This window comes from Paraburkholderia sp. A3BS-1L (assembly GCF_051125215.1).
Taxonomy (GTDB): Bacteria; Pseudomonadota; Gammaproteobacteria; order Burkholderiales; family Burkholderiaceae; genus Paraburkholderia.
On the sequence record NZ_CP120445.1, the window covers coordinates 735392 to 757824 of the forward strand.

The following is a 22433-nucleotide window of genomic DNA, read 5'->3' on the forward strand; positions in this document are numbered from 1 at the left end:
CTCCCCTCACTGCTGCGCCTGCATCATCCCCGACCACACGATCTCCAGCTCCACGCCGATCGAGCGCGCGAGCCCGTCCAGCCCCGGAAACAGCGAAGCGTTCGTGATGTTCATGCGGTAGAGCCACTTCATCGCGTCCATGCGGATGCGCGCGGGCAGCACGATCTGATGCAGCAGTTCCTCGTTGCTCTCGTAGCCGTCGAGAATGCTCTGCAAGGGCTTGTCGATCACGCCAGGCACGACGAAAGTGCCCGACTGGGCCACGAGCCGGTCGTCCATCTCGGTGGGCTCGCCCGACCACAGCACTTCATTGGTATTGCAGAAAAAATACCGCTCGAAGTGCCCGGGCACGCGTGGGTCGATCACGTCGCGCGTGAGCACGGGATCGGCTTTCGGACGCGCACGATTGTTCCAGAGCGCGGGGGTGTTCAGTGCATAGACGGCGGCGTCGCTAGTCGCGCGCTCGAGCGCGAAGAAGGCCGCCACGAACGGGCTTTTGGTGAAGTCCAGCAGCCGCGTAGGCGCGCCGTGGTGCTGCATGAGCGCGAGGCAGCGCAGATCGTCGGCGAGTATGCCGGGATGCGCGAGAAAGTTGTGCGCCTTGCGGCGAAATACGCGAATCGCGCGCTCCTCGCGTGCACGCCATTGGCCGCGGTCGCCCACGAAATCGCGCATGTACCGTGAAAGCGAGCTCTCCAGCCGCCATTGGGCGTTCTGCTGCCCGCGAAATGCCCAGCCGTCGAGCTGCGTCGTCAGCTCCATGAACTGGTTCCAGTTGGCGAGTTCGGTGGTCTGCATGGGAGTGTCCGGGGGATAACCTGTGGCTGCGCGCCTGCCAGACACGCTACCACACCAACCATTACATCGCGAAGTTAGCGCGAAGTCAGTGCATCCGTTGCATACGCAACCACTTCGCGTAGGGCACGAGTTCCGGCGCCACGTCCGCACTGCCGATACGGGTCCAGCTGACCCAGGTATCCGGCGCGCCCGGCACTGGCTGCGGCACCGCAAATTCCACGTTGGCCATGCCGGGCCGGTACGCTTCGTTGGGCCAGAACACCGGCATGATGCGGCGTTCTTCCATTTCCTCGCGCAACGCGGCGGGCCCGCCCTCGTCGGTCACGACCTCGCATTGCGCCGCCCAGTCGTGCGCGTCCCATGCCAGAAATACGCCCGCCTGGCCCGTTACATCGAACGTGAGCACTGCGTTCTGCTCGGGCCGCCAATAATATTCGACGATGCGCTCGCGCAGCACGAGCGCATCGAGTGCCTCGGCCACGCCCCGGTCCGTATAGGCTGCGCCCACTCCGTGCACGCCGATATGCCCGTGCCCCGCGCAGAATTTGCGCTGCGCATTGGCAAGCGCCTGCGCGAGCTTGCGCGCCATGCCCGGGTCGGACTTCTTCAGGTAGAAGTGAATGAGCCCCGCGTTGAACGCATCCACGGCATGCGATTCGTCGGCGGTGCCGGTAAGCAGGATGCGCGTGCAGTTGGCGTCCTTCATTGCATCTTTCACCGAGGCGAGAAATTCGAGCCCATCCTGCCCGGGCATGTCGTAGTCCACCACGATGGCCGCGACTTGCAAAAAGCGCCTGGCGTCGGCCAGCGCGTCCTTGCCCAGCGCATTGCCGCCCCGCTTCTCGAACTCCGACCATAGCTCGCCCGAGGTCGGGCTGTGGCCCGCGCCGCGCGCACCCTGCGCCTCGATGAACGCGCGCGCTTCGGACTGCGAGGTGAAGAAATGATGCGTGAAGGCATTCGGGAAGAAGCCGCGCAGTGCATGGAGAAAGTCTGCACTGTCGTCGAGAAAAACCACGGATACGGGGTAGAAAACCGGCTGTCTGACGATGGAACTCATGTAATGGCCTCGGTGCTCGCAACAGACCCACGGCGCGAATCGATGCTGCTCATTGCGGATGGCGCGCCGCCGGCTGCCAGATTATGCGGCCTTGCGGGCGCACGCGGCAACCGTTGCGCTCGCCGCAGGCGATCTTCATCGTGCGCCCGGACCCGCCTGATCGTTTGCGCCCGCGCTCGCCTGCGCGTTTGCATACGACTATCGCAAGCTGTCAAGCTCAAGCAACTGAAAGATCCTCGCGACTATGTGATCAAGGCGGTTTTGGCGGCAAGGGAACGCGCAGAGAATTGGCGCATGTCTTCAAACATCGAGGACATGCGTGGCCGCCGCCGGCGGCCAATTCCAACTGGAGTATTGAAATGAATGCCCGTGAATCGATCCCTTCCGTGCTCTCCCGTGGCGCCAACGGCTTTAGCACGGAAATCATGGAAGCCACGCCGAGCAAGACCTTCCATCATGTCATCGACATTTACCTCAAGGACTCGAATGCCTTCATGAACACTTATTTCGCCCGCTATTTCGAATGGCAGGGCATTTGCCGCGAGCGCTGGTTCCACGAATGCATCCACAATAATCTGCTTGCGGCGGGCGGCGTCTTCGTCACGAAGCGCGCGCACCAGGAATATGTGCAAGAGACGTTTCCGTTTCAACGCGTCGATTGCTATCTGAACACCTTCCAGGTGCGCCAATGCTCCGCCTATCTGGTGTTTCGCTTTTGCGTGGACGGGCGCCCCGTTTCGCTCGGTTACCAGCAGATTCTCTTTGCTGGCACCGACAAGCGGATTCGCCGTTTTCCGCCGGGGATCATCGAGCGCGTCAAGGAATATGAACTCGTCCTGCCTGCAGGGACGAATTAAAACGTGAATTGATTCAACCCACGTAGTCCTGCCCCGCCGTCCAACGGCGGGGCTTGCCCCCCGGATCGTGAAGCGCGCGGTCGGCGGCAGACCCCGGTTCGGGCAGTTGCAGCGTAAACGTGGTCGCCACGTTGGCCTCGGACTCGCAGGCGATCGCGCCGCCCAGCGCCTGGGCCACGCGCCGGCAAAACGCGAGCCCCATGCCCGCTCCCTTGCCGTGAGACTTGGTGGAATAGAACGGCTCGAAAATATGCGGAAGCACGTCGGGGGCAATGCCCGGGCCGTTGTCGGCAAAGCGCAGCACGCAATAGCCGTCCTCGCTCGAGGCCGAGATTTGCACACTGCCGCTGCCGCTCGAGTGAATCGCAAAGAGCGCGTTCTTGAGCAGGTTGAAGAGCACGAACACGATAAGCGAATCGGAGCCCGAAAATTCCAGTTGCGGGTCGATGGGCAACACCTTGACCAGTTCGCGCTCGCCCGGACGGAACGGAAAGCGCTCGAGCGCCGCGTTCACGCAGGAACGGATGGAGTAGGCCTCGAAGCTGCGGCGGTCGAGCCGGTCGAGCGTGAACGATGCCAGCGACATTTCGACGACGGTGCTCGTGCTGTCCACCTGCCGCTGTATCGAAGAAGCCAGCGACGAAAGACGCTCCGACTGCCCCGGATACAGACCGTCCACGCATAGCTGGTGCTGCACGGCCAATTGGTAGCCGCGCATGAGCTCGGGCAGCACGTTGCCGATTTCCTCGGCGTGCATGCCGATGGCCGCCAGGGGCGTGGCGACTTCGTGCGCCACCGTCGCCGCGAGCAAATACGGCCGCATGAGGCCATAGCGCACGATGGTCACCGCAAGAATGCCGAGGCTCAAGGCGATGAACACTGCGCCCACCGGATAGAACGCCAGGCCGTAATTGACCGCGTAGTCGGAAGCAGCGACCCCATAGAGGCACAGGCTCAGCAAGCACAGATCAAGCAGCTTGCGGCGGTCGTGCGCGTGGCTCTGGCGTCGCGCGGAGAACAGCAGCCAGGCGCTGCGCAATGCGAGCAGCACCGTCTGCGCGACGTGCACCGGATGCAGCAGCCCCGCGCGCGGATACTTGCCGAAGAAGAAACTGCCGTAACCCGAGATCACCTCATCGCTCACCGCGAGCGCCATGGCGAGCACGATGCACAAGCCGTACGAGGCAAACAGCAGCGGCCGCTCGCTGCGCCGCGCGGCGACTTCGATCACGAAGTGATAGAAGGTGGTGGGCAAAAACAGAATGAACAGGTAGCCGAACTTGACGAGCGCGCCCGCCAGGCCAGGCTCCGAAATCTGAAACAGAAATGCCCAGGTGCCTTGCCAGACGAAGGTGGTTCCGCACATCGCCGCAAACGGCAGCGAGAGGCGCGTCACACCTTCCGTGAGCAATACGTACACGCCGAACCCGAGAAACAAGGCGGATACGAACGCGGGCAAGATCGAATACATAAATGGGTCGCGTGATTCTTGTTTTCGTCGAACGGCGCGTGCGCAGGCGCGCAAGGCAGTGTTGAATACGGCGGTCAAAAGCGTCCCCGTGCAGCTTTTTTTCGTTTACCTGCCGGCCGCCACGCGCAACAAGTTCATCGTTGCGATTATCGCTTGAATCGACGACTTTTTCGCGAAATACCACATAACTGTACACAAAAATGCGCGATGAATCGTCAATGCGCGGCTTGCCGCTGCGGCTCGATTGCTGCGCCGCGCTGCAAGACCGTTGGACAGGCGGATATCGGGGGCATTGGATCGGAGAAGATGATTTTACGCTGCCATGCTTCGCGCATGAGACCAGGCCAATGCGCCAGACGATGGACCGGACAGCCGGCCGACACATACCCGTACACTTTGTAATGTCGGGGACACCATGCAGCACAGTGCGTAGCGCACGTCAGACCCAAGCCGGCCCGACCGTTTCTCCAGCATCGTCATGAAACGGCCTCGTCTCGTGGTGACGCTATGCTTCGTCGGCGCCATGGCGCTCGTGACGCTCGTGGGGTTGCACCAGCTTTACAACTTCGCGCGCTCCGACCTGCAAAACTGCCAGCGCGACCTCGAAGTGCGCGCCGTGGGCGTGGATGCGCTCATCGACACCGAGCGCCGCCACCTCGTGGCGCTGCGCAACTACTTGCGGGCCAGGAGGGCTTTCATCGCGACGAGGCCACGCTGCCCGGCGACATCGCGCTCGCTCGGGCGCTCAGCCCGCTCGTGGAAATCAGCCACCAGGCAGACGCCATGCGCAGCGCGGTGGCCTTCATCTCGCCGAACGGCATGTTCGTGAGTTCACCCGAGCCTCAAGGCATCAGCACGCCGGCGCTGCTGCGCCGCTTCAGCACCATGTATTACTACCGGGGCCAGTTGCCCGAGCACAATCCGCGACGCGAGGTGCTCTGGACGCCTGTCTATACCGGGCTGCAGGATGGCGAGGCAGTCTCCACCTTGAGCGCGCCCGTCTATCTCGGCAAGCAGTTTCGCGGCGTGGTGGTGATGGACATCACGCAGTCGCGCCTGCTTTCGCTGCAGCTCTCCACCGGCAACACCGAAGACGACGGCGCCCCCCTTGAGTTCGGCTTCCTGAATACCAACGGGAGCATCGTGTACTTCCGCAACGGCGCGGTCATCGCACAGCGTCCGGCACGCTTTAGCCCCAGCCTGCTGCAAACGGCGGCGAAATCGGTCGATACGTGGATGCGGCAAGGCTCGGGCTATCTCGAACGCGACGGCCAGTACCTGCTCTACCGGCGCATCGGCCAGTCGCACTGGATCCTGCTCGCGGCCACCGACAACGCCGAGCTCACGATCGCCACCGCGCGGCGCGTGCTGGGCAGCCCGGTGATTGCCGCGTGGATCGTGCTCGGCCTGCTGCTGATCGGCACGCTGCGCATCGTGACCAATATATTCGGGCACTACGTGGAGGCGAGCGCGCGGCTCGAAACGCTCGCCCGCAGCGACCCGCTAACGGGGCTCGCGAACCGCCGCCGCTTTCAGGAAGTCTTCGCCGAAGCACGCGAACGCGCGAACCGCGCGACGCAGCAGCCGGCTCCCATGGCGGTGCTCATGCTCGACATCGACTTCTTCAAGCGCGTCAACGACTGCTTCGGCCACGCGGCCGGCGACCGCGTGCTGACGATCTTCGCCGCGATCCTGCGCGCCAACCTGCGCGGCGTCTATCTGCCCGCGCGCATGGGCGGCGAGGAATTCGCGGCGTTGCTGCCCGATATTGATCTCGCTGCCGCCACCGCCGTGGCCGAGCGCGTGCGCCTCGCGATCGAGGGCCACACGCGCGACGTCACCGTGCCCGCCGGCACCGAACATCCCGAAGCCATCGCGTTCACGGTGTCCATCGGCGTGGCCGCGAGTCCCGTGGATGGCCCAATCGACTACGAGGCGCTCATGCACGTGGCCGACGAACGGCGCTACCTGGCGAAGCAGGGCGGACGCAACCGCGTCGTGCAGGCCAGCACGCCGGTGCCGGACGTCAAGGCATGACGCCGGACTCGCGCGCCAGTGGGATAATGCGCGCTGACCGACCGCACGGAGAACGTCAATGGCGCACACGGAGCATCAATACACGGTAACGGTGCAATGGACCGGCAATCGTGGCACGGGCACTTCAGGCTATCGCGACTACGGCCGCGACCACACGATCGAAGCGGCGGGCAAGCCCGCCATCCCCGGTTCGTCGGACCCCGCGTTTCGCGGCGACCGCACGCGCTGGAACCCCGAGGAGCTGCTCGTGGCCTCGGTGAGCGCGTGCCACAAGCTCTGGTATCTGCACCTTTGCGCCGATGCGGGCATCGCCGTGCTCGCCTATGTGGACGAGGCGCAAGGCACCATGACCGACGGCGGCCCCGAACCCGGGCGCTTCACCGAGGTCGTGCTGCGCCCGCGCGTGACGATCCGCGCAGGCGACGATGCGAGCCTTGCCGCGCAACTCCATCACACAGCACACGAGAAGTGCTACGTCGCGAACTCGGTTAACTTCCCGGTCCGCTGCGAACCCGTTATCGAGGTCGCGACCGCGTAACGCCATCCCGGCCTCAGCCGCGCGCGCTCGCGATATACGCTTCCAGACCGCCCGCGAGCGCGTCGAACACCGCCTTGCAGCGGCGGTTGCCGCGCAGATCTTCGTGCATCGTGACCCAGGTTTGCAGCTTGAAGGCGCACACGCGCGACAGCACGCGCCGCAACCGGACATCGCGACGCGCGACGCCGGTCTGGCACATGCCGATGCCGCAGCCCGCGCGTATCATCGCCAACTGCGCAACGTCGCTGTCGGTGCGCAGCGCAAACGCCTCGCGTTTCAGGTACGGCAGCTTGCGCATGGCCTCGCGCAAGAACGGCGTGACCGTGTCGAACCCGATCAGCGTGTGTTGCGCGAGATCGGCGAGCGTTTTCGGCGTGCCGCGCCCTGCGAGATAGTCGTCGCGCGCGTGCATTCCGACCTCAATTTCGCCGATGCGCCGCGCAATCAGCATCTCCTGTTGCGGCTGCGTCATGCGCACGGCGATATCCACTTCACGCTGCAGCAGATCCTGCACGCGGTTGGACGGCACCAGTTCCACCACCAGTTCCGGATGCGCGCGGCCTAGCTGCGCGAGCACCGGCGGCAGCACTTCCACGCTCACGATCTCGCTTGCCGAGACGCGCACCACGCCGCGCATGGCATTGCCCTGCCCCAACGCGGCACGTTCGAGCGCCGCCGCCGTGCTGCGCATGGATTCGGCGTAGCCGCGCAGCATGCGCGCCGCTTCGGTGGGCAGGAAGCCCGCAGGCGAGCGCGTGAAGAGCGGCTGGCCGAACGCGGCTTCGAGCGCCGCCACGTGCCGCCCCGCCGTGGGCTGCGTGATGCCGAGCGCGCGCGCCGCGCCCGAGAGCGAGCCCTCGGTGAGCACCGCGAGAAAAGTCCGGTAGAGTTCCCAGTTCAGATTCGATGCCATGCATAAATGTATAGCCGATACGCGATTCCAGGCAATTTTTTATTGGCCCCGAGACGCGCAGAATCACGCCATCGACACCTCTCAAACGGCGCACGGACATGGCAACGCACTCTCTCGAAACAGGCCGCACGGCGCTCGTGCTGGGCGTAACCGGCGGCATCGGCGGCGAAGTCGCGCGGCAACTGATCGGCGCGGGCTGGCGCGTGCGCGCGCTGCAACGCGGAACCCGCGCGGCCACGACCACGCGCGTCGGCCATGGCATCGAACTGGTGCAAGGCGACGCCATGGACCGCGAAGCCGTGATGTGCGCCGCGCAGGACTGCGAGGTGATCGTGCACGCGGTCAATCCGCCGGGCTACAAGCGTTGGGCCGAACTCGTGCTGCCGATGATCGACAACACGATCGTCGCCGCCCAGGCCGTGGGCGCGACCGTGATGCTGCCTGGTACCGTCTACAACTTCGGGGCGGAGGCGCTGCCGCTCGTGGGCGAAGACGCGCCGCAGCGGCCGCGCACCCGCAAGGGCGCGATTCGCGTCGCGCTGGAGCAGCGCCTGAAAACGGCTGCGGCGCATGGCGTGCGCTCGATCATCGTGCGCGCCGGCGACTTCTTCGGCCCGCGCGTGGGCAATAGCTGGCTTGCGCAGGGTTTCGTGAAGATGGGGCAGCCCGTGCGCACGGTCCGCGAGCCCGGCGCGCCAGGCGTCGGCCACGCGTGGGCCTATGTGCCCGATGCGGCCCGCACGATAGTCGAATTGATCGAGATGCGCGCAAGACTCGCGCCGTTCGCACGCTTTCACATGGCCGGGCATTGGGACGCCGACGGCACACAAATGGCCGCCGCCATCTGCCGCGTCGCGCAACGCCATGGCTTGCACGCGCAGCGCAAGCCGTTCCCGTGGCCGCTGATTTATGCCGCGGCGCCGTTTGCCACCACGCCTCGCGAGATGCTGGAGATGCGGTATCTGTGGCGTGAAGCGCTTGAACTCGATAACACGAGGCTGGTGGCGACGCTGGGTAGCGAGCCGCATACGCCGCTCGACGTGGCCGTCGAGGCGACGTTGGCCGGGCTCGGTTGTCTCGGCAATGGATCGAGTCGCAGCCCGACACGATGACGCAATCTTCCCAGAAGGACATGACCATTACGAGCACGCAGGGCATCGTGGAGATAACGGGAAAGAACGGCGTGGATATCCGCTGCGGCGGAACGTTGCTACGCATGCGCCCGGAAGGGCTTACCGTTTATACCGATGGTAAATTCCTCGTTCACGCAGCAGATCATGCAACCGACGATCCGCAGGCGCGACCGGTTGATTTCCCCGTTACGCCCGACAACCCCGGCAAGTACGCGGCGCATCATGTGCTGGTTGAGGACGGCGGCGGCTTCGCGGTCGCGAATCAGCCGTATCGGCTCACGTGATCGGGATTGCCGGTGCTACGGTCTACCGGCCGTCTACGATCTGGCGGCGAAAACAAAATTTCCCAACGATGATCGTGTTCGTATCGGCATGCATGCCATGTTGATGTTTCACTACTACTGGCAGATTACCGCGATGCAAAGCTATGGTTACTATAGCTACCTCCGATCTAATTTCGCGAAAGTACAACAGGCTGTCTGTGATATTCGACATGTTACGCCGGAAATAGCACAGCAAATGGCAATGCACAAACCCGGCTACTACAGTCACCTACACGAGGAAGATGCTTATGCGACACAGGAACCCGTGGATTCGTACTGGAGCAATCCTGATGCTCTGTTCTTGCGTGAGCCTGGCACATGCACAGACAAATACACTGAAACACTCAGAAACATCGGAGTCGAGGGAAATGGCTAACAGCCTCGTGAATCGTCAGAGCGAAGTGATTTTTACGATGATGGAGAAAGCCATGTCGATACTTCGCGATAACAAGCCATTTGACACGGCTGATCCTGAATTTTGAGTAATTCAGTCCACAAAAAATTTTCCTGACTCAACAGATATTCAATACACATTTAAGGATTCAAACCTCCCTGGTGTCATCATCACCTTTTCTACGATAACCAGTCCCCTCGATATTTCTGACGACAGAACCAAAATTTCCTTGGTTCCTAGCGCATTCGAACTGCGGTTCGTCTCCTCGTCATCGGCAGTTGATATTGAACCATCGTTAATAAAAGAGCGACTCCACCTGGCGGACTACTGGGTTGCGGGCGATGGGACGAAGATCGAACGTAACGATATGGGCGCGGGAATACCGCCATCACCGCTCCTGCACACCTATCGTTACAGGGCAAACGAGCGTTGGACTAGCCGGTTTCCTGTCGATGTCGATCTACTCTGCGGGGACCCGGTACCAGATGAACCCGATAGCCACCGTATCATTCTGCACATTAAGCTGAGGCGCGCCTATCCCTACCTGACACCCGAAATGCGCAAGCACAAGCGCGAGGAAAAAAACAGCGCATCCGCGAAAGCGGCTACACGGGAGTGATTGACGAATGACCGACTGATTCGCACACGTGGTCACCGATCACAGGTCAAGGTGACCATGCTCCGGCGAACGCGCACAAGTTCGCCGGAGCGTCCAATCGATCAACAATGGAGGTGATACCTGCATGGTGTTTGCCAAAGGCATCAACCTGGGCAGTCTCCGTTCTTTTCGGACATGCCTCTTCTTACGCTTGCCGCTTCCCGGGAAGACGGAAACTTCGATATCGCTTGCAGTAGTATGCCCCCCAACCATGGCCCAGACTTTTTGCTCGCGCTAAAATGCCGCCCGTTCTTGCATGCATCTGCGAAATACGGAGAAGTCTGATGATCATCGAACCGCGTGTTCGCGGCTTCATTTGCGTGACAGCCCATCCCATGGGATGTGAAGCCAACGTCGCGCAGCAAATCGAATACGTCGACGCCCACGGCCCCATTGCCCATGGTCCGAAGCGCGTGCTCGTGCTGGGCGCGTCCACGGGCTACGGCCTCGCCGCGCGCATTTCGGCGGCATTCGGCTCGGGCGCGGCCACGCTCGGCGTCGCCTTCGAGCGCGCCGGCACCGATACCCGCCCCGCCACCGCCGGCTGGTACAACACCGCCGCGTTCGAGAAGTTCGCCACGCACAAAGGGCTCTACGCGAAGACCATCAACGGCGACGCGTTCTCTCACGCCGTAAAGCGCGAGACCATCGACACCATCAAGCGCGATCTCGGCCAGATCGACCTCGTGGTGTACAGCCTTGCCGCGCCGCGCCGCACGCATCCGGTGACGGGTGCCGTGCACACCTCCACGCTCAAGCCGGTGGGCAAGACGCTGCGCATGCGCGGCATCGACACCGACAAGGAGAGCATCAAGGAAACCGTGCTCGAAGCAGCCGCGCAAAGCGAGATCGACGCCACGGTGGCCGTGATGGGCGGCGAGGACTGGCAGATGTGGATCGATGCGCTGCTCGAAGCGGGCGTGCTGGCCGATGGCGCGAAGACCACGGCGTTCACCTATCTTGGCGCGGAGATCACCCACGACATCTACTGGAACGGCTCCATTGGCGCGGCCAAGAAGGACCTCGACCAGAAGGTGCTGGGCATCCGCGCGAAGCTCGCGGCACGCGGCGGCGATGCGCGTGTTGCCGTGCTCAAGGCGGTGGTCACGCAGGCCAGTTCCGCCATTCCCATCATGCCGCTCTATCTCGCGCTGCTCTTCAAGGCGATGAAGGAAAACGGCACGCACGAGGGTTGCATCGAGCAAGTCTATGGACTCCTGCGCGATTCGCTCTACAGCGCCACGCCGGTGCTCGACGACGAAGGCCGCCTGCGCGCCGACTACAAGGAGCTCGACCCCGCGATCCAGGCGCGCGTGAAAGCTGCGTGGGACCAGGTCACCGACGAAAACCTTTACGCCACCACCGATTTCGCGGGCTACAAGGCGGAATTCCTGCGTCTGTTCGGCTTCGGCATCGAAGGCGTCGACTATGGCGCCGACATCGATCCAAACGTAGCGATTCCCGGCATCGTCGAGATGTAAGCGTCGGGTTTCGCGGCGCCGAGCGGCGCTAGCGCTGCGCGCCGATCAGCACCATCATCGGCCGCTCGCGCTCTTCGGCCAGCGCGGGCATGGCGTCCACCTGCGCCTGCGTCGGCCCCCATTCGATCAGGCGGCTCAAGGTGAATCCGCAATCGATGAGCGTATTCACGAGCGTGCCTAGCGTGCGATGCTGCTTGACGACGCCCTCGGCAAGCCAGTTCGTCGCGCGCGGGCCTTCCATCTGATAGCTGTCGAGCAGCCAGCTCTTGTTGTTGTCATCGTCGAGACAAAAGCCCGGCGCGCGCGGCGCCATGTAAATCGGATGCTCGATGGAGAACACCAGCCGGCCGCCCGGCACGAGTGCGCGGTGAATCGTGCGCAGCAACCCGGCAAGATGCTCCACGTAATGAAACGCGAGCGAACTATAGACCAGATCGAAGCTGGCCTCGGCCACTTCGAGCGTTTCCAGATCGGCGCGACGCCATGCGATAGACGCGGGTTGCGGTGACGATTGCGCCGGTGCCTGCGTCATCGCTCGCGCACGCTCCAGCATGCGCACCGAGACGTCCACGCCCTCCACCGCAGCCGCCCCCTGCTGCGCCGCCCAACGGCAAAACCAGCCATAGCCGCAGCCGAGATCGAGCACCCGCAAGCCACCCAGGTCCGGCAGCAATGCGCGCAGCGCGGGCCATTCGGGCGCGCCGTCCAGCCCCTGCACCGAACGGTTCAGGCGGCTGTAGCTTTCGAAGAAGGCGGGGTCGTCGTAGATGTTCTGGGTCATGCGCGCGAGTGTCTCACGAGGCGCACGCAATGTCCCGCCGCCTTCAATGCGAATGTCGCGGCACCTCCGCGCCCCGGCAGCCCACGAGGAAATCGAAATCGCATCCCTCGTCGGCCTGCAGCACGTGCTCGACGTAAAGCTTGCGATACCCGCTGCCGTCCGCCGGCTCGGGTTTTTGCGCCGCCGCCCACGCAGCGAGCCGCGCGCGGATCTCTTCATCGCTGATATCCACGCGCAGCGTGCCCTTTTCGCAGTCGAGCTCGATCCAGTCGCCGTTGCGCACGATCGCAAGCGGGCCGCCCGCGCGCGCCTCGGGCGCCACGTGCAGCACCACCGTGCCATAGGCCGTGCCGCTCATGCGCGCGTCGGACACGCGCACCATGTCGGTCACGCCCTGCGCGAGCAGCTTGGGCGGCAAGCCCATGTTGCCCACCTCCGCCATGCCGGGGTAGCCGCGCGGCCCGCAGTTCTTCATCACGAGCACCGAGTCGGGCGTGACGTCGAGCGCGGGATCGGCAATGCGCGCCTTGTAGTCGTCGAAATTCTCGAACACCACGGCGGGCCCGCGATGCTTGAGCAGCGCCTGCGTGGCCGCCGAGGGCTTGAGCACCGCGCCGTTCGGCGCGAGATTGCCGCGCAGCACGCACAAGCCGCCGTCCTGCACGAGCGGGTTGGCGAGCGGGCGGATCACCTCGTCGTTGTAGCTCGGCGCGTCGCGCACGTTTTCCCATAGCGTATGGCCGTTAGCGGTGAGCGCGTCGGGATGCGGCAGCAGCTTCGCTTCGCCGAGCCGCCGCAGCACCGCCGGCAGACCGCCCGCGTAATAGAACTCCTCCATCAGGAAGCGGCCCGAGGGCTGCAGATCGACGATCGTGGGCGTGTGGCGGCCGATGCGTGTCCAGTCGTCGAGATCGAGCTTCACGCCGATGCGCCCCGCGATCGCCTTCAGGTGAATCGCCGCGTTGGTCGAGCCGCCAATCGCGGCATTCACGCGGATGGCGTTCTCGAACGCCGCGCGCGTGAGCAGCTTCGAAAGGCGCAGGTCTTCGAGCGCCATCTCGACAATTCGGATTCCAGACAGATGCGCGAGCACGTAGCGGCGTGCATCCACGGCGGGAATGGCGGCGTTGTGCGGCAGGCTCACGCCCAGCGCCTCGGCCATGCAAGCCATCGTCGAGGCCGTGCCCATGGTGTTGCAGGTGCCCGCCGAGCGCGACATGCCCGCTTCCGCCGACATGAACTCGTGCATCGAAATCTTGCCCGCCTTCACCTGCTCGCTCAATTGCCATACCACCGTGCCCGAGCCGATATCGCGCCCTTCGTGCTTGCCGTTGAGCATCGGCCCGCCGGTCACGACGATCGCCGGCACATCGCAGCTTGCCGCGCCCATCAGCAGCGCGGGCGTGGTCTTGTCGCAGCCGCACAGCAGCACGACCGCGTCCACGGGGTTGCCGCGGACGGCTTCTTCCACGTCCATCGACGCGAGATTGCGCGTAAACATTGCGGTGGGCCGCAGGTTCGACTCGCCGTTGGAAAACACCGGGAATTCCACGGGAAAGCCGCCCGCTTCGTACACCCCGCGCTTCACGTGCTCGGCGAGCTTGCGAAAGTGCGCGTTGCAAGGCGTGAGTTCCGACCACGTGTTGCAGATGCCGATGACCGGCTTGCCCGCGAACTCGTGCTCGGGGATGCCCTGATTCTTCATCCAGCTCCGGTACATGAAGCCGTTCTTGTCGGTGGTGCCGAACCACGCGGCCGAGCGGAGCCGGATTTTGCGAGCGTTCATGGCTTTACCCACTTAGTGAGAAAAACCCATAAATAGCATGACTATATAGCCAGGGAAGATCGGGAAAACGCGGATTTAAACCGCCATATCCGTTGAATATAGTTTGTCTATTGACGCTTGCAAGGCAGATGGCCGGTGTTGAGTCACGCCGACTCGACACCGGCCCGGGATGGCGCGATTGACTCGTGACACTGTCTGGCCGTGAGGGACGCGAGTGCAGGTAGCGCCGAATTCAAGAAATAGAAAGCTACGTTGGAGACACGCATGAAACTGGCTACTCGCATGGCAAGCGGCCTCATTGCCGCCGCCGCGGCTTTTTCGTTCGCGGCGGGCGTCGCGCACGCCGAGGACAAGCAGATCACGCTGGGCTTCGCGCAAGTGGGCGCCGAGAGCGCCTGGCGCACTGCCAATACCGTATCGGTCAAGGCCGCCGCCAAGGAAGCCGGCATCAATCTCAAGTTCTCGGACGCCCAGCAAAAGCAGGAAAACCAGATCAAGGCGATCCGCTCCTATATCGCGCAGAAGGTGGACGTGATCGCCTTCTCGCCGGTGGTGGAATCGGGCTGGGAGCCGGTGCTCCAGGAAGCGAAGCGCGCGAAGATTCCCGTGATTCTCACCGACCGCAATATCGACGTGAAAGACCAGTCGCTCTACGTGACGATGATCGGCTCGGATTTCATGGAAGAAGGCCGCCGCGCGGGCAAGTGGCTCGAGGAGCACTACAAGAACAATCCCGGCCCCGTCAATATCGTCGAATTGCAGGGCACGGTGGGCTCCGCGCCCGCGAACGATCGTCACGCGGGTCTCATCGAGGTGATCAAGAACGATCCGAAGTTCAAGATCATTGCGTCGCAAAGCGGCGACTTCACGCTCGCGGGCGGCAAGCAGGTGATGGAAGCCTTCGCGAAGACCTATGGCAACAAGATCAACGTGGTCTACGCGCATAACGACGACATGGCGCTCGGCGCGATCCAGGCCATGGAGGAAGCGGGCATGAAGCCAGGCAAGGACGTGAGCGTGGTGTCGTTCGACGCGACCAAGGGCGGCTTCCAGGCGATGATCGCCGGCAAGATGAACGTGGACGTGGAATGCAGCCCGCTGCTCGGGCCGCAACTCATGACTGCCGTGAAGGACGTGGTGGCGGGCAAGCAACTGCCCAAGCGCATCGTCACGAACGAAACGGTGTTCCCCGAGAGCGTGGCGGCGCAGGTGCTGCCGTCGCGCAAGTACTAATTGCGGTAAGCACAGGCACGCATGAACCTCACGCCGCTGCTGGAAACCGTCGGCCTGACGCGCACGTTCCCCGGCGTGCGCGCGCTCGACGGCGTCGACTTCCGCCTCTTTCCCGGCGAGATCCATACGCTGATGGGCCAGAACGGCGCGGGCAAGTCCACGCTCATCAATGTGCTCACGGGCGTGCACGAGCCCGAGGCCGGCGAGATCCGACTCGCCGGCCAGCCCGTGCGCTTCGCTACGCCGCAGGAAGCCGAAGCCGCGGGCATTCAGACGCTTTATCAGGAAGTCAATCTCTGCCCCAATCTCTCGGTGGCGGAGAATATTTTCGCGGGCCGCCAGCCGCGCAAGCGCGGCCTGATCGACTGGAAGACGATCCACCGGCGCGCCGCCGACGCGCTCGCCGCGCTCAATTTATCGCTCGACGTCACGCAGTCGCTCGACACCTACCCCATCGCCATGCAGCAGATGGTGGCGATCGCGCGCGCCGTTTCGGTCGATGCGCGCATTCTCATTCTGGACGAGCCCACTTCGAGTCTCGACGAAGGCGAAGTCGCGCGCCTGTTCGATGTGCTGCGCAAGCTGAAGGCGTCAGGCATCGCCATTTTGTTCGTCACGCACTTTCTCGAGCAAACCTTTGCGATTTCCGATCGCATCACCGTGATGCGCAATGGCGAGCGCGAGGGCGAATATCTCGCCGCCGAATTGCCGGTGCAGACGCTGGTGGCCAAGATGGTGGGCCTCAACCACGCTACCCACGCCGACGATCGGCTCGCGCACGGCGCACAGCAAGCACACGCGCCCGAAAACTCCGCACAAGCCGACGCGCAAACCGGCGCGCCCTACCTCGCCGCGCAGGGCATCGCGCGCCGCAGCGTGCTCAACGCGCTCGATCTCGAGGTGCGGCCCGGCCAGATTCTCGGCCTTGCCGGCCTGCTGGGCTCGGGGCGCACGGAAACGGCGCGTCTCTTGTTCGGCGCCGACCGGGCCGACGCGGGCGCCGTGCGCATCAACGGCGAGACCGTGAAGCTCGCCTCGCCGCGCGACGCGGTCCGCCACGGCATGGCGTATTGCCCCGAAGACCGCAAGAAGGAAGGCATCGTTGCGGAGCTTTCGATCCGCGAGAACATCGTGCTCGCGCTGCAGGCGCGGCGCGGCTGGTGGCGCATGATTGGACGCGCGCGCCAGCGCGAGCTCGCCAATGGGTATATCGCGCAGCTCGGCATCAAGGCGCGCGACGCGGAGCAGCCCATCGGCCTGCTTTCGGGCGGCAATCAGCAGAAGGTGCTGCTCGCGCGCTGGCTCGCGACCGAGCCGCGTCTCCTGATCCTCGACGAACCCACGCGCGGCATCGACGTGGCCGCCAAGTTCGAAATCATGGACCGCGTGCGTGCCCTCTGCGCGAAGGGGCTCGGCATTCTTTTCATCTCCTCGGAAATCAGCGAAGTGGTGCGCGTGAGCGACCGCATCGCGGTGCTGCGCGACCGGCGCAAGGTGGCCGAGCTTGCGGGCGCGGCACGCTCGGAGCACGAGGTCTACGGCCTCATTGCCGGAGATCGCACATGAATGCGCGCCAAACTTCGGGGCCCGGTTTGGGCCCGCCCGCGTGGCTTGCGCTGACGCTCAAGCATCCGCTCGTATGGCCCGCGCTCACGCTCGTCGCGCTGTTCGCCGTGGATGTCGCGCATCGCGCCAGCTTTCTCTCCATCACGCTGCTGGGCGGCCATCTGTTCGGCGCACCCGTCGACATCCTCATGCGCGCCGCGCCGCTCGTCGTGGTCTCGCTCGGCATGACGCTCGTGATCGCCACGCGCGGCATCGACATTTCGGTGGGCGCCGTGGTGGCGATCGCCGGCGCGGCGGCCGCCACCGTGCTCGCCGACGACCCCTCGCGCGTCGGCGCCGCGTTCGGCGCGGCGCTTGCCGTGGGCCTGCTCGCGGGCATGTGGAATGGGTTGCTGGTGGCCCTCGTCGGCATGCAGCCGATCATCGCCACGCTGATCCTCATGGTGGCCGGGCGTGGCGTGGCGCAACTGCTCACCGGCGGCCAGATCATCCCCATCGGCGCGCAAGGTTATCTGTACGCGGGCGGCGGCTATTTTGCGCTCGTGCCCTGCGCAGTGTGGATCGCGATTGCCGTGACGGTGCTCACCGCGCTCATCGTGAATCGCACCGCGCTCGGGCTCTTCATCCGCTCGATTGGCGTGAATCCCGTGGCTGCGCGGCTCGCGGGTCTGTCGTCGCAGGCCGTGGTGTTCGGCACCTATGCGTTCTGCGGCGTGATGGCCGCCATCGCCGGCATTCTCATCAGCTCGAACGTGCGCAGCGCCGACGGCAACAACGCGGGCCTGCTGCTCGAACTCGATGCGATTCTCGCCGTGACGCTCGGCGGCACCTCGCTCTCGGGCGGGCGCTTCAGCCTCGCCGGCACGGTGCTGGGGGCGCTCATCATCCAGACGCTCACCTACACCACCTATTCGATCGGCGTGCCGCCCGAGGCCACGCTCGTGGTCAAGGCCGTGGTCGTGCTGTGCGTGTGCGTGATCCAGTCGCCCGCCGCGCGCGCTTTCGCCGCCCAGCAGCTCAGGCGCATCGGGCACGCGCGGCGCGCGCGGGCCTGAGAATAAAGACTTCGGGGAATCCGAGCATGAACCGCCCATCGCAAGCTCATGACAACGCTGCTTCGAGCCCGCTCGCCGCATTGCGCCGCAGCATCTCGCGCTTTGTCGATCCGCGCGTGCTGCCCATCTTCGTGACGGTGCTGCTGTTCCTGGCGTTGTTCGGCTTCGGCTCGGCGATGTACACCGGCTTCTTCTCGCTGCAGGTTTTGTTCGGACTCCTCGTCGACAATGCATTCCTGCTGATCGTAGCCATCGGCATGACGTTCGTGATCATCTCGGGCGGCATCGATCTTTCGGTGGGCGCCGTGGTCGCGCTCACCACGATCCTGTGCGCCGTAGGCACCGAGAAGCTGCACTGGCCGGTGGCCGTGGTCGTGCCGCTCGTGCTGCTGTTCGGCGCGCTGTATGGCGCGGCCATGGGCGCGCTGATTCACTTCTTCCGGCTTCAGCCTTTCATCATCACGCTCGCCGGCATGTTCCTCGCGCGCGGCACCTGCTTTCTCATCACCACCGAATCCATCCAGATCAACGACCGCGGCTTTCACGCGCTCTCCGAATTCAGCATTCCCGTGGGCAGCGGCTCGCTCACCACGGGCTCGCTCACCGCGCTCGCCATGCTCGCGGCGGGCATCGTCATCGCGCATTTCACGCGCTTCGGCCGCAACGTCTACGCCGTTGGCGGCAATGAGCGCTCAGCGCTGCTCATGGGCCTGCCCGTCGCGCGCACAAAGATCGCCGTCTATGCGCTTTCGGGCTTTTGCTCCGCGCTCGGCGGCGTGGTGTTCACGCTCTATGTGCTCTCGGGCTATGGCCTCCAGGCGCAGGGCATGGAACTCGACGCCATCGCCGCGACCGTGATCGGCGGCACGCTGCTCACGGGCGGCGTGGGCTATGTGATCGGTTCGGTATTCGGGGTGGGCATCCTCGGCACGATCCAGACGCTCATCACCTTCGACGGCACGCTCAGCTCGTGGTGGACGCGCATTGTGATCGGCGCGCTGCTCTGCGCGTTCTGCCTGCTGCAGCGCGCCACCGAGCGCCATGCCGCGCGCCGCAAATCCACGGGCGGCGGCAAGGGCTTCGCGCGCGCAGCGCGCGCCCGCACGCCGGCTGCCGCGCCGCTCGAACAGACGAAGCTGGTTGCCGCGCCGCCGCGTGAGGCGTGAGGCGTGAAGCATGAGGCGTGAAGCGCCGCCAGCGGTTTTATTCGCATCATTGCAAGCGCCCGGTTACCGGAGCTGTCCCGCATCTGCACGCGATCGACTCAACGTCGACCACATCGACCCACCAAGAAGAGAGCCGGAGGACGACATGGCACAGCAGCACGATGACGACCAGGAACACGAACAGGAACGTGACGGCAACGGTTTCAGCGCCGCGCGGCGAGGGCTGATGCAGGGCGCGGGGCTGGGCGCCGCGCTCTCGTTCATGAGCGCGCTCGGCGGCGGTGCGGGCGGGCTGATTTCGCAGGCGCAAGCAGCGGAAACCGCCTTTCCCTCGCACAAGAAGTGGAAGATCGTCTTCGTCAATCATGTGACCACGAACCCGTTTTTCGTGCCCACGCAATACGGCATTCAGGATGCCTGCGCATTGCTCGGCATGGACTATCAGTGGACCGGCTCGGCCACCTCCGACGCGGGCGAAATGTTGCGTGCGGTGAATTCGGCGATCGCGGCGAAGGCCGACGCCATTGCCGTGCCCATCGTCGACCCGAGCGCCTTCGACAAGCCCGTCCAGGCCGCGCTCGACGCCGGCATTCCAGTGTTCGCCTACAACGCCGATGCCCCGCGCGGCAAGCACAATCCGCGCCTTGCCTATATCGGCCAGGACCTGTATCTCTCGGGCTACCAGATGGGCGAGCGCATCGTGAGCCTGATCGACAGCGGCATGGTCGCGCTCTTCATTGCAACGCCGGGGCAGCTCAATATCCAGCCGCGTCTCGATGGCGCAAGCGACGCCATCAAGAAGTCCGGCAAGAAGATCGACATTCAAACCGTGGCCACGGGCGCGACCGTCAACGAGGAGCTTTCGAAGATCAAGTCGTTCTATCTGGGCCATCAGGACCTGAAGGGCATGTTCGCCGTGGATGCGGGAAGCACCCAGGGCGTGGCGCAGGTGATGAAGGAGTCGAACCTGCCCGCGAAGGGCGTACACGGCGGCGGCTTCGATCTGCTGCCCAGCACGGTCCAGCTCATCCACGAGGGCTTCCTCGACTTCACCATCGACCAGCAGCCCTATGTGCAGGGGTTCTACACTGTGATGGAGGCGTTCGTGTTCCTCGCTTCGGGCGGGCTGGTTGGGCCGGCCGACATCAACACGGGCCTGAAGTTCGTGACGAAGTCGACGGTCGAGCCGTATTTGAATACCTCGACGCGCTATGAAGGCAAGACCACCAAGCCGCAAATCGTCCCGATGAACGGCGCAATCAAGTCGTGATGGATACAGTGAACGAATCCGGCAACATCGAGGCAGTCCGCGCGCCGCGGCGCGCGGGCGTTTCATTCGCATCGCGATGGGCGCCCGAGTTGCGCATTCTGCTCGTGGCCGTGCTGCTGGCTGCGTATTTCGAGTTCGCGAACCACGATTTCCTGCTCACCAACGCCAGTCTCGTCAATCTCTCGCAATTCATCGCGCCGGTGGCGATCATCGCGTTCGGCGAGATCATGCTGATGATCGGCGGCGATATCGATCTATCGGCGGGCATGGTGTTCGCGTTCGCACCGTTCATGATGGTGTTCGCCAGCGATGCGGGGGCGCCCATGTGGCTGGCCGTGATCGCGGGGCTCGCGGCGGCCGCGCTGATCGGCTTCGCGAACGGCGCGGTGACGGTGTGGCTGCGGCTGCCCTCGTTCGTCACCACGCTCGGCACGCTCTTTCTCATCAACGGCGTCACGCTCACGGTCTCGCGCGGCACGCCCGCCGCCACGCCGGGCTCGCCCGCGTTCTCCGCTTTCATGGGCGCGTGGGGCTACAGCGAAATCCTCTGGACGTTGGGCATCGCGTTCGTGATGCACGTGCTGCTGCGGCACACGCGCTGGGGCCTGCATACGCAGGCGGCGGGCGCGAACCCGCTGGGCGCGAGCGAGGCGGGCATCCACGTGAACCGGCTGCGGCTGGGCAATTTCATTCTGGCCGCGGTGCTCGCGGGCTTCACCGGCATGCTCGAAGCGTTTCGCATCACCTCCATCGATCCGCAGGCGGGCGGCAACCAGATCATGTTCCTCGCCGTGGCCGCCGCCGTGATCGGCGGCACGCCGCTCACGGGCGGCTCGGGCACCATCGTGGGCGGGCTCATCGGCGCGGCGGTGCTCGGCATTCTCAACGACGGCTTCACGCTCATCGGCATCAACGCGTTCACGTTCAATATCATCCTGGGCGCCGCGATTCTGGCCGCCATGGTTTTCAACATCCACATAGGACGTATTCGCCGCAAGGGGGCACGCTGATGGACGAATCGCAAGCCGCCTCCTCCGGCGCGAACACCGCGCCGCTCGCGCTGCGCGGCGAGCGCCTCGTGAAGCGCTTTGGCGCGGTCACGGCGCTCGACGGCGTCTCGTTCATGCTCGGCAAGGGCGAGATCCTCGGCATTCTCGGCGACAACGGCGCGGGCAAGTCCACGCTGGTGAAAATACTCACGGGCTTTCATCAGCAAACAGATGGCACGCTGCATATCGACGGCCAGCAGACGCTGCTGCGCTCGGTCGATCACGCGCGCGCGCTCGGCATCGAATGCGTGTATCAGGACCTCGCGCTCGCGAATTCGCTGAGCATTTACCACAACATGTTCCTGAACCGCGAGATCGTGCGGCGCGGGCCGCTCGGGCCATTGCGCCTGCTCGACCACAAGCAGATGCGCGAGCGCGCGGCGCAATGCCTCGACGACATCGGCGTGCACGTGCCCTCCGTGGATGTTCCTGTCGAACGGCTTTCAGGCGGCCAGCGCCAGGCGATTGCGGTGGCGCGCGCCGTGCATTCGAACGCGAAGATCCTGTTGCTCGACGAGCCGCTCGCAGCAATGGGCGCGCGCGAGGCCGGGCTCATCATCGACCTCGTCATGCGGTTGAAGGAAAAAGGCGGCCTATCCATTATCATGATCATGCACAATTACGCGCAGACGCTCGATATCGCGGATCGCATCATGCTGATGCAGCGGGGCCGCGTGACCTACGAACAGCAAAGTGCGCTCACGTCGGTGACGGAGCTCATGGAGATCGTGCGGAGGGAATATCGGGCCATGCGCGCCGGCTCCGCACACTGAGCCACACCGAGCCACACTCAGCGACTGAGCGCACCGGACGTTTACAACAGGGAGTGTCCGAACGGGCCGCCGGACCGAACATTCGGGACGT

20 protein-coding genes are annotated in these 22433 nt (G+C 64.4%); 14 read left to right on the forward strand and 6 right to left on the reverse strand.

From position 1 onward, the window contains the following. Positions 1-6: 6 nt before the first annotated feature. Both P5W99_RS34085 and P5W99_RS34090 read right to left on the reverse strand, forming a co-directional pair. A complete protein-coding gene (locus tag P5W99_RS34085; protein ID WP_421028215.1) occupies positions 7-798 on the reverse strand; it encodes an FRG domain-containing protein in 792 nt (263 codons plus the stop codon). An 85-nt stretch (positions 799-883) separates the two neighbouring features. Beyond that, a complete protein-coding gene (locus P5W99_RS34090) occupies positions 884-1858 on the reverse strand; it encodes a response regulator (protein ID WP_421028216.1) in 975 nt (324 codons plus the stop codon). Between the two features lie 359 nt (positions 1859-2217). On the opposite strand from P5W99_RS34090, the gene P5W99_RS34095 reads away from it, so the two are divergent. After that, a complete protein-coding gene (locus tag P5W99_RS34095) occupies positions 2218-2715 on the forward strand; it encodes an acyl-CoA thioesterase (protein ID WP_421028758.1) in 498 nt (165 codons plus the stop codon). Positions 2716-2728: 13 nt separating this feature from the next. Here the strand turns inward: P5W99_RS34095 and P5W99_RS34100 are convergent, their stop codons facing one another. Beyond that, complete coding sequence (locus P5W99_RS34100) at positions 2729-4186, reverse strand: sensor histidine kinase (RefSeq protein ID WP_421028217.1); 1458 nt, start codon at positions 4184-4186, stop codon at positions 2729-2731. Between the two features lie 478 nt (positions 4187-4664). On the opposite strand from P5W99_RS34100, the gene P5W99_RS34105 reads away from it, so the two are divergent. From P5W99_RS34105 to P5W99_RS34115, 3 genes are read left to right on the forward strand one after another with little or no spacing between them, the layout of a single operon-like run. Further along, the gene (locus P5W99_RS34105; RefSeq protein ID WP_421028803.1) at positions 4665-5015 is read left to right on the forward strand and encodes a hypothetical protein; all 351 of its coding nucleotides are present in this window, start codon (positions 4665-4667) and stop codon (positions 5013-5015) included. Then, positions 4901-6223 carry a diguanylate cyclase gene (locus P5W99_RS34110; RefSeq protein ID WP_421028759.1) on the forward strand — a complete coding sequence of 441 codons (1323 nt, stop codon included), beginning with the start codon at positions 4901-4903 and terminating at the stop codon, positions 6221-6223. Before P5W99_RS34105 ends, P5W99_RS34110 begins: the two co-directional genes overlap by 115 nt. A 58-nt stretch (positions 6224-6281) precedes the next feature. Next, positions 6282-6761 carry an OsmC family protein gene (locus P5W99_RS34115; protein WP_421028218.1) on the forward strand — a complete coding sequence of 160 codons (480 nt, stop codon included), beginning with the start codon at positions 6282-6284 and terminating at the stop codon, positions 6759-6761. 13 nt (positions 6762-6774) lie between these two features. On the opposite strand, the gene P5W99_RS34120 is transcribed toward P5W99_RS34115, so the two are convergent. Next, positions 6775-7674: a LysR family transcriptional regulator gene (locus P5W99_RS34120; RefSeq protein ID WP_434665733.1), complete on the reverse strand. Its 900-nt coding sequence runs from the start codon at positions 7672-7674 to the stop codon at positions 6775-6777. Between the two features lie 98 nt (positions 7675-7772). Between P5W99_RS34120 and P5W99_RS34125 the strand changes: the two genes are divergently transcribed. The 3 genes from P5W99_RS34125 to fabV all read left to right on the forward strand — a co-directional run bounded on the left by P5W99_RS34125 (position 7773) and on the right by fabV (position 11663). Further along, on the forward strand, positions 7773-8786 hold the full coding sequence (locus P5W99_RS34125; protein WP_434665736.1) for an NAD-dependent epimerase/dehydratase family protein: 1014 nt from the start codon (positions 7773-7775) through the stop codon (positions 8784-8786). Further along, entirely contained in the window at positions 8783-9091 is a 309-nt protein-coding gene (locus tag P5W99_RS34130; protein ID WP_421028221.1) for a DUF2345 domain-containing protein, read from the forward strand. Before P5W99_RS34125 ends, P5W99_RS34130 begins: the two co-directional genes overlap by 4 nt. Positions 9092-10466: 1375 nt before the next feature. Then, positions 10467-11663, forward strand: coding sequence for an enoyl-ACP reductase FabV (gene fabV / locus P5W99_RS34135; protein ID WP_421028222.1), 1197 nt, complete (start codon positions 10467-10469; stop codon positions 11661-11663). Between the two features lie 28 nt (positions 11664-11691). Here fabV and P5W99_RS34140 read toward each other — a convergent pair whose 3' ends face one another. Then, entirely contained in the window at positions 11692-12444 is a 753-nt protein-coding gene (locus P5W99_RS34140) for a class I SAM-dependent methyltransferase (protein WP_434665739.1), read from the reverse strand. Between the two features lie 43 nt (positions 12445-12487). Beyond that, a complete protein-coding gene (locus P5W99_RS34145) occupies positions 12488-14230 on the reverse strand; it encodes an IlvD/Edd family dehydratase (RefSeq protein WP_421028224.1) in 1743 nt (580 codons plus the stop codon). Between the two features lie 282 nt (positions 14231-14512). Here P5W99_RS34145 and P5W99_RS34150 point away from each other — a divergent pair, with 282 nt between their 5' ends. The 7 genes from P5W99_RS34150 to P5W99_RS34180 all read left to right on the forward strand — a co-directional run bounded on the left by P5W99_RS34150 (position 14513) and on the right by P5W99_RS34180 (position 22342). Further along, on the forward strand, positions 14513-15463 hold the full coding sequence (locus P5W99_RS34150; RefSeq protein WP_421028760.1) for an ABC transporter substrate-binding protein: 951 nt from the start codon (positions 14513-14515) through the stop codon (positions 15461-15463). A 21-nt stretch (positions 15464-15484) separates the two neighbouring features. Beyond that, positions 15485-17029: a sugar ABC transporter ATP-binding protein gene (locus P5W99_RS34155; protein ID WP_434665742.1), complete on the forward strand. Its 1545-nt coding sequence runs from the start codon at positions 15485-15487 to the stop codon at positions 17027-17029. Further along, on the forward strand, positions 17026-18084 hold the full coding sequence (locus P5W99_RS34160) for an ABC transporter permease (protein WP_434665745.1): 1059 nt from the start codon (positions 17026-17028) through the stop codon (positions 18082-18084). The genes P5W99_RS34155 and P5W99_RS34160 overlap by 4 nt, the downstream gene beginning before the upstream one ends. An 80-nt stretch (positions 18085-18164) precedes the next feature. Next, positions 18165-19250, forward strand: a complete 1086-nt coding sequence (gene yjfF, locus P5W99_RS34165; RefSeq protein WP_421028761.1) for a galactofuranose ABC transporter, permease protein YjfF — start codon at positions 18165-18167, stop codon at positions 19248-19250. A gap of 145 nt (positions 19251-19395) precedes the next feature. Continuing rightward, positions 19396-20520 (forward strand): sugar ABC transporter substrate-binding protein, encoded by a 1125-nt coding sequence (locus P5W99_RS34170; protein WP_421028227.1) that lies wholly within the window; start codon positions 19396-19398, stop codon positions 20518-20520. Then, positions 20520-21530: an ABC transporter permease gene (locus P5W99_RS34175; RefSeq protein ID WP_421028228.1), complete on the forward strand. Its 1011-nt coding sequence runs from the start codon at positions 20520-20522 to the stop codon at positions 21528-21530. The genes P5W99_RS34170 and P5W99_RS34175 overlap by 1 nt, the downstream gene beginning before the upstream one ends. Further along, positions 21530-22342 (forward strand): ATP-binding cassette domain-containing protein, encoded by an 813-nt coding sequence (locus P5W99_RS34180; RefSeq protein ID WP_421028229.1) that lies wholly within the window; start codon positions 21530-21532, stop codon positions 22340-22342. Before P5W99_RS34175 ends, P5W99_RS34180 begins: the two co-directional genes overlap by 1 nt. Positions 22343-22433: the final 91 nt, after the last annotated feature.

Excerpts from the sequence above, each read along its gene's own strand:
- P5W99_RS34085 (WP_421028215.1), bottom strand. The coding sequence starts at position 798 with ATGCAGACCACCGAACTCGCCAACTGGAACCAGTTCATGGAGCTGACG.
- P5W99_RS34090 (WP_421028216.1), bottom strand. The coding sequence starts at position 1,858 with ATGAGTTCCATCGTCAGACAGCCGGTTTTCTACCCCGTATCCGTGGTT.
- P5W99_RS34095 (WP_421028758.1), top strand. The coding sequence starts at position 2,218 with ATGAATGCCCGTGAATCGATCCCTTCCGTGCTCTCCCGTGGCGCCAAC.
- P5W99_RS34100 (WP_421028217.1), bottom strand. The coding sequence starts at position 4,186 with ATGTATTCGATCTTGCCCGCGTTCGTATCCGCCTTGTTTCTCGGGTTC.
- P5W99_RS34105 (WP_421028803.1), top strand. The coding sequence starts at position 4,665 with ATGAAACGGCCTCGTCTCGTGGTGACGCTATGCTTCGTCGGCGCCATG.
- P5W99_RS34115 (WP_421028218.1), top strand. The coding sequence starts at position 6,282 with ATGGCGCACACGGAGCATCAATACACGGTAACGGTGCAATGGACCGGC.
- P5W99_RS34120 (WP_434665733.1), bottom strand. The coding sequence starts at position 7,674 with ATGGCATCGAATCTGAACTGGGAACTCTACCGGACTTTTCTCGCGGTG.
- P5W99_RS34125 (WP_434665736.1), top strand. The coding sequence starts at position 7,773 with ATGGCAACGCACTCTCTCGAAACAGGCCGCACGGCGCTCGTGCTGGGC.
- P5W99_RS34130 (WP_421028221.1), top strand. The coding sequence starts at position 8,783 with ATGACGCAATCTTCCCAGAAGGACATGACCATTACGAGCACGCAGGGC.
- fabV (WP_421028222.1), top strand. The coding sequence starts at position 10,467 with ATGATCATCGAACCGCGTGTTCGCGGCTTCATTTGCGTGACAGCCCAT.
- P5W99_RS34140 (WP_434665739.1), bottom strand. The coding sequence starts at position 12,444 with ATGACCCAGAACATCTACGACGACCCCGCCTTCTTCGAAAGCTACAGC.
- P5W99_RS34145 (WP_421028224.1), bottom strand. The coding sequence starts at position 14,230 with ATGAACGCTCGCAAAATCCGGCTCCGCTCGGCCGCGTGGTTCGGCACC.
- P5W99_RS34150 (WP_421028760.1), top strand. The coding sequence starts at position 14,513 with ATGGCAAGCGGCCTCATTGCCGCCGCCGCGGCTTTTTCGTTCGCGGCG.
- P5W99_RS34155 (WP_434665742.1), top strand. The coding sequence starts at position 15,485 with ATGAACCTCACGCCGCTGCTGGAAACCGTCGGCCTGACGCGCACGTTC.
- P5W99_RS34160 (WP_434665745.1), top strand. The coding sequence starts at position 17,026 with ATGAATGCGCGCCAAACTTCGGGGCCCGGTTTGGGCCCGCCCGCGTGG.
- P5W99_RS34170 (WP_421028227.1), top strand. The coding sequence starts at position 19,396 with ATGGCACAGCAGCACGATGACGACCAGGAACACGAACAGGAACGTGAC.
- P5W99_RS34175 (WP_421028228.1), top strand. The coding sequence starts at position 20,520 with ATGGATACAGTGAACGAATCCGGCAACATCGAGGCAGTCCGCGCGCCG.
- P5W99_RS34180 (WP_421028229.1), top strand. The coding sequence starts at position 21,530 with ATGGACGAATCGCAAGCCGCCTCCTCCGGCGCGAACACCGCGCCGCTC.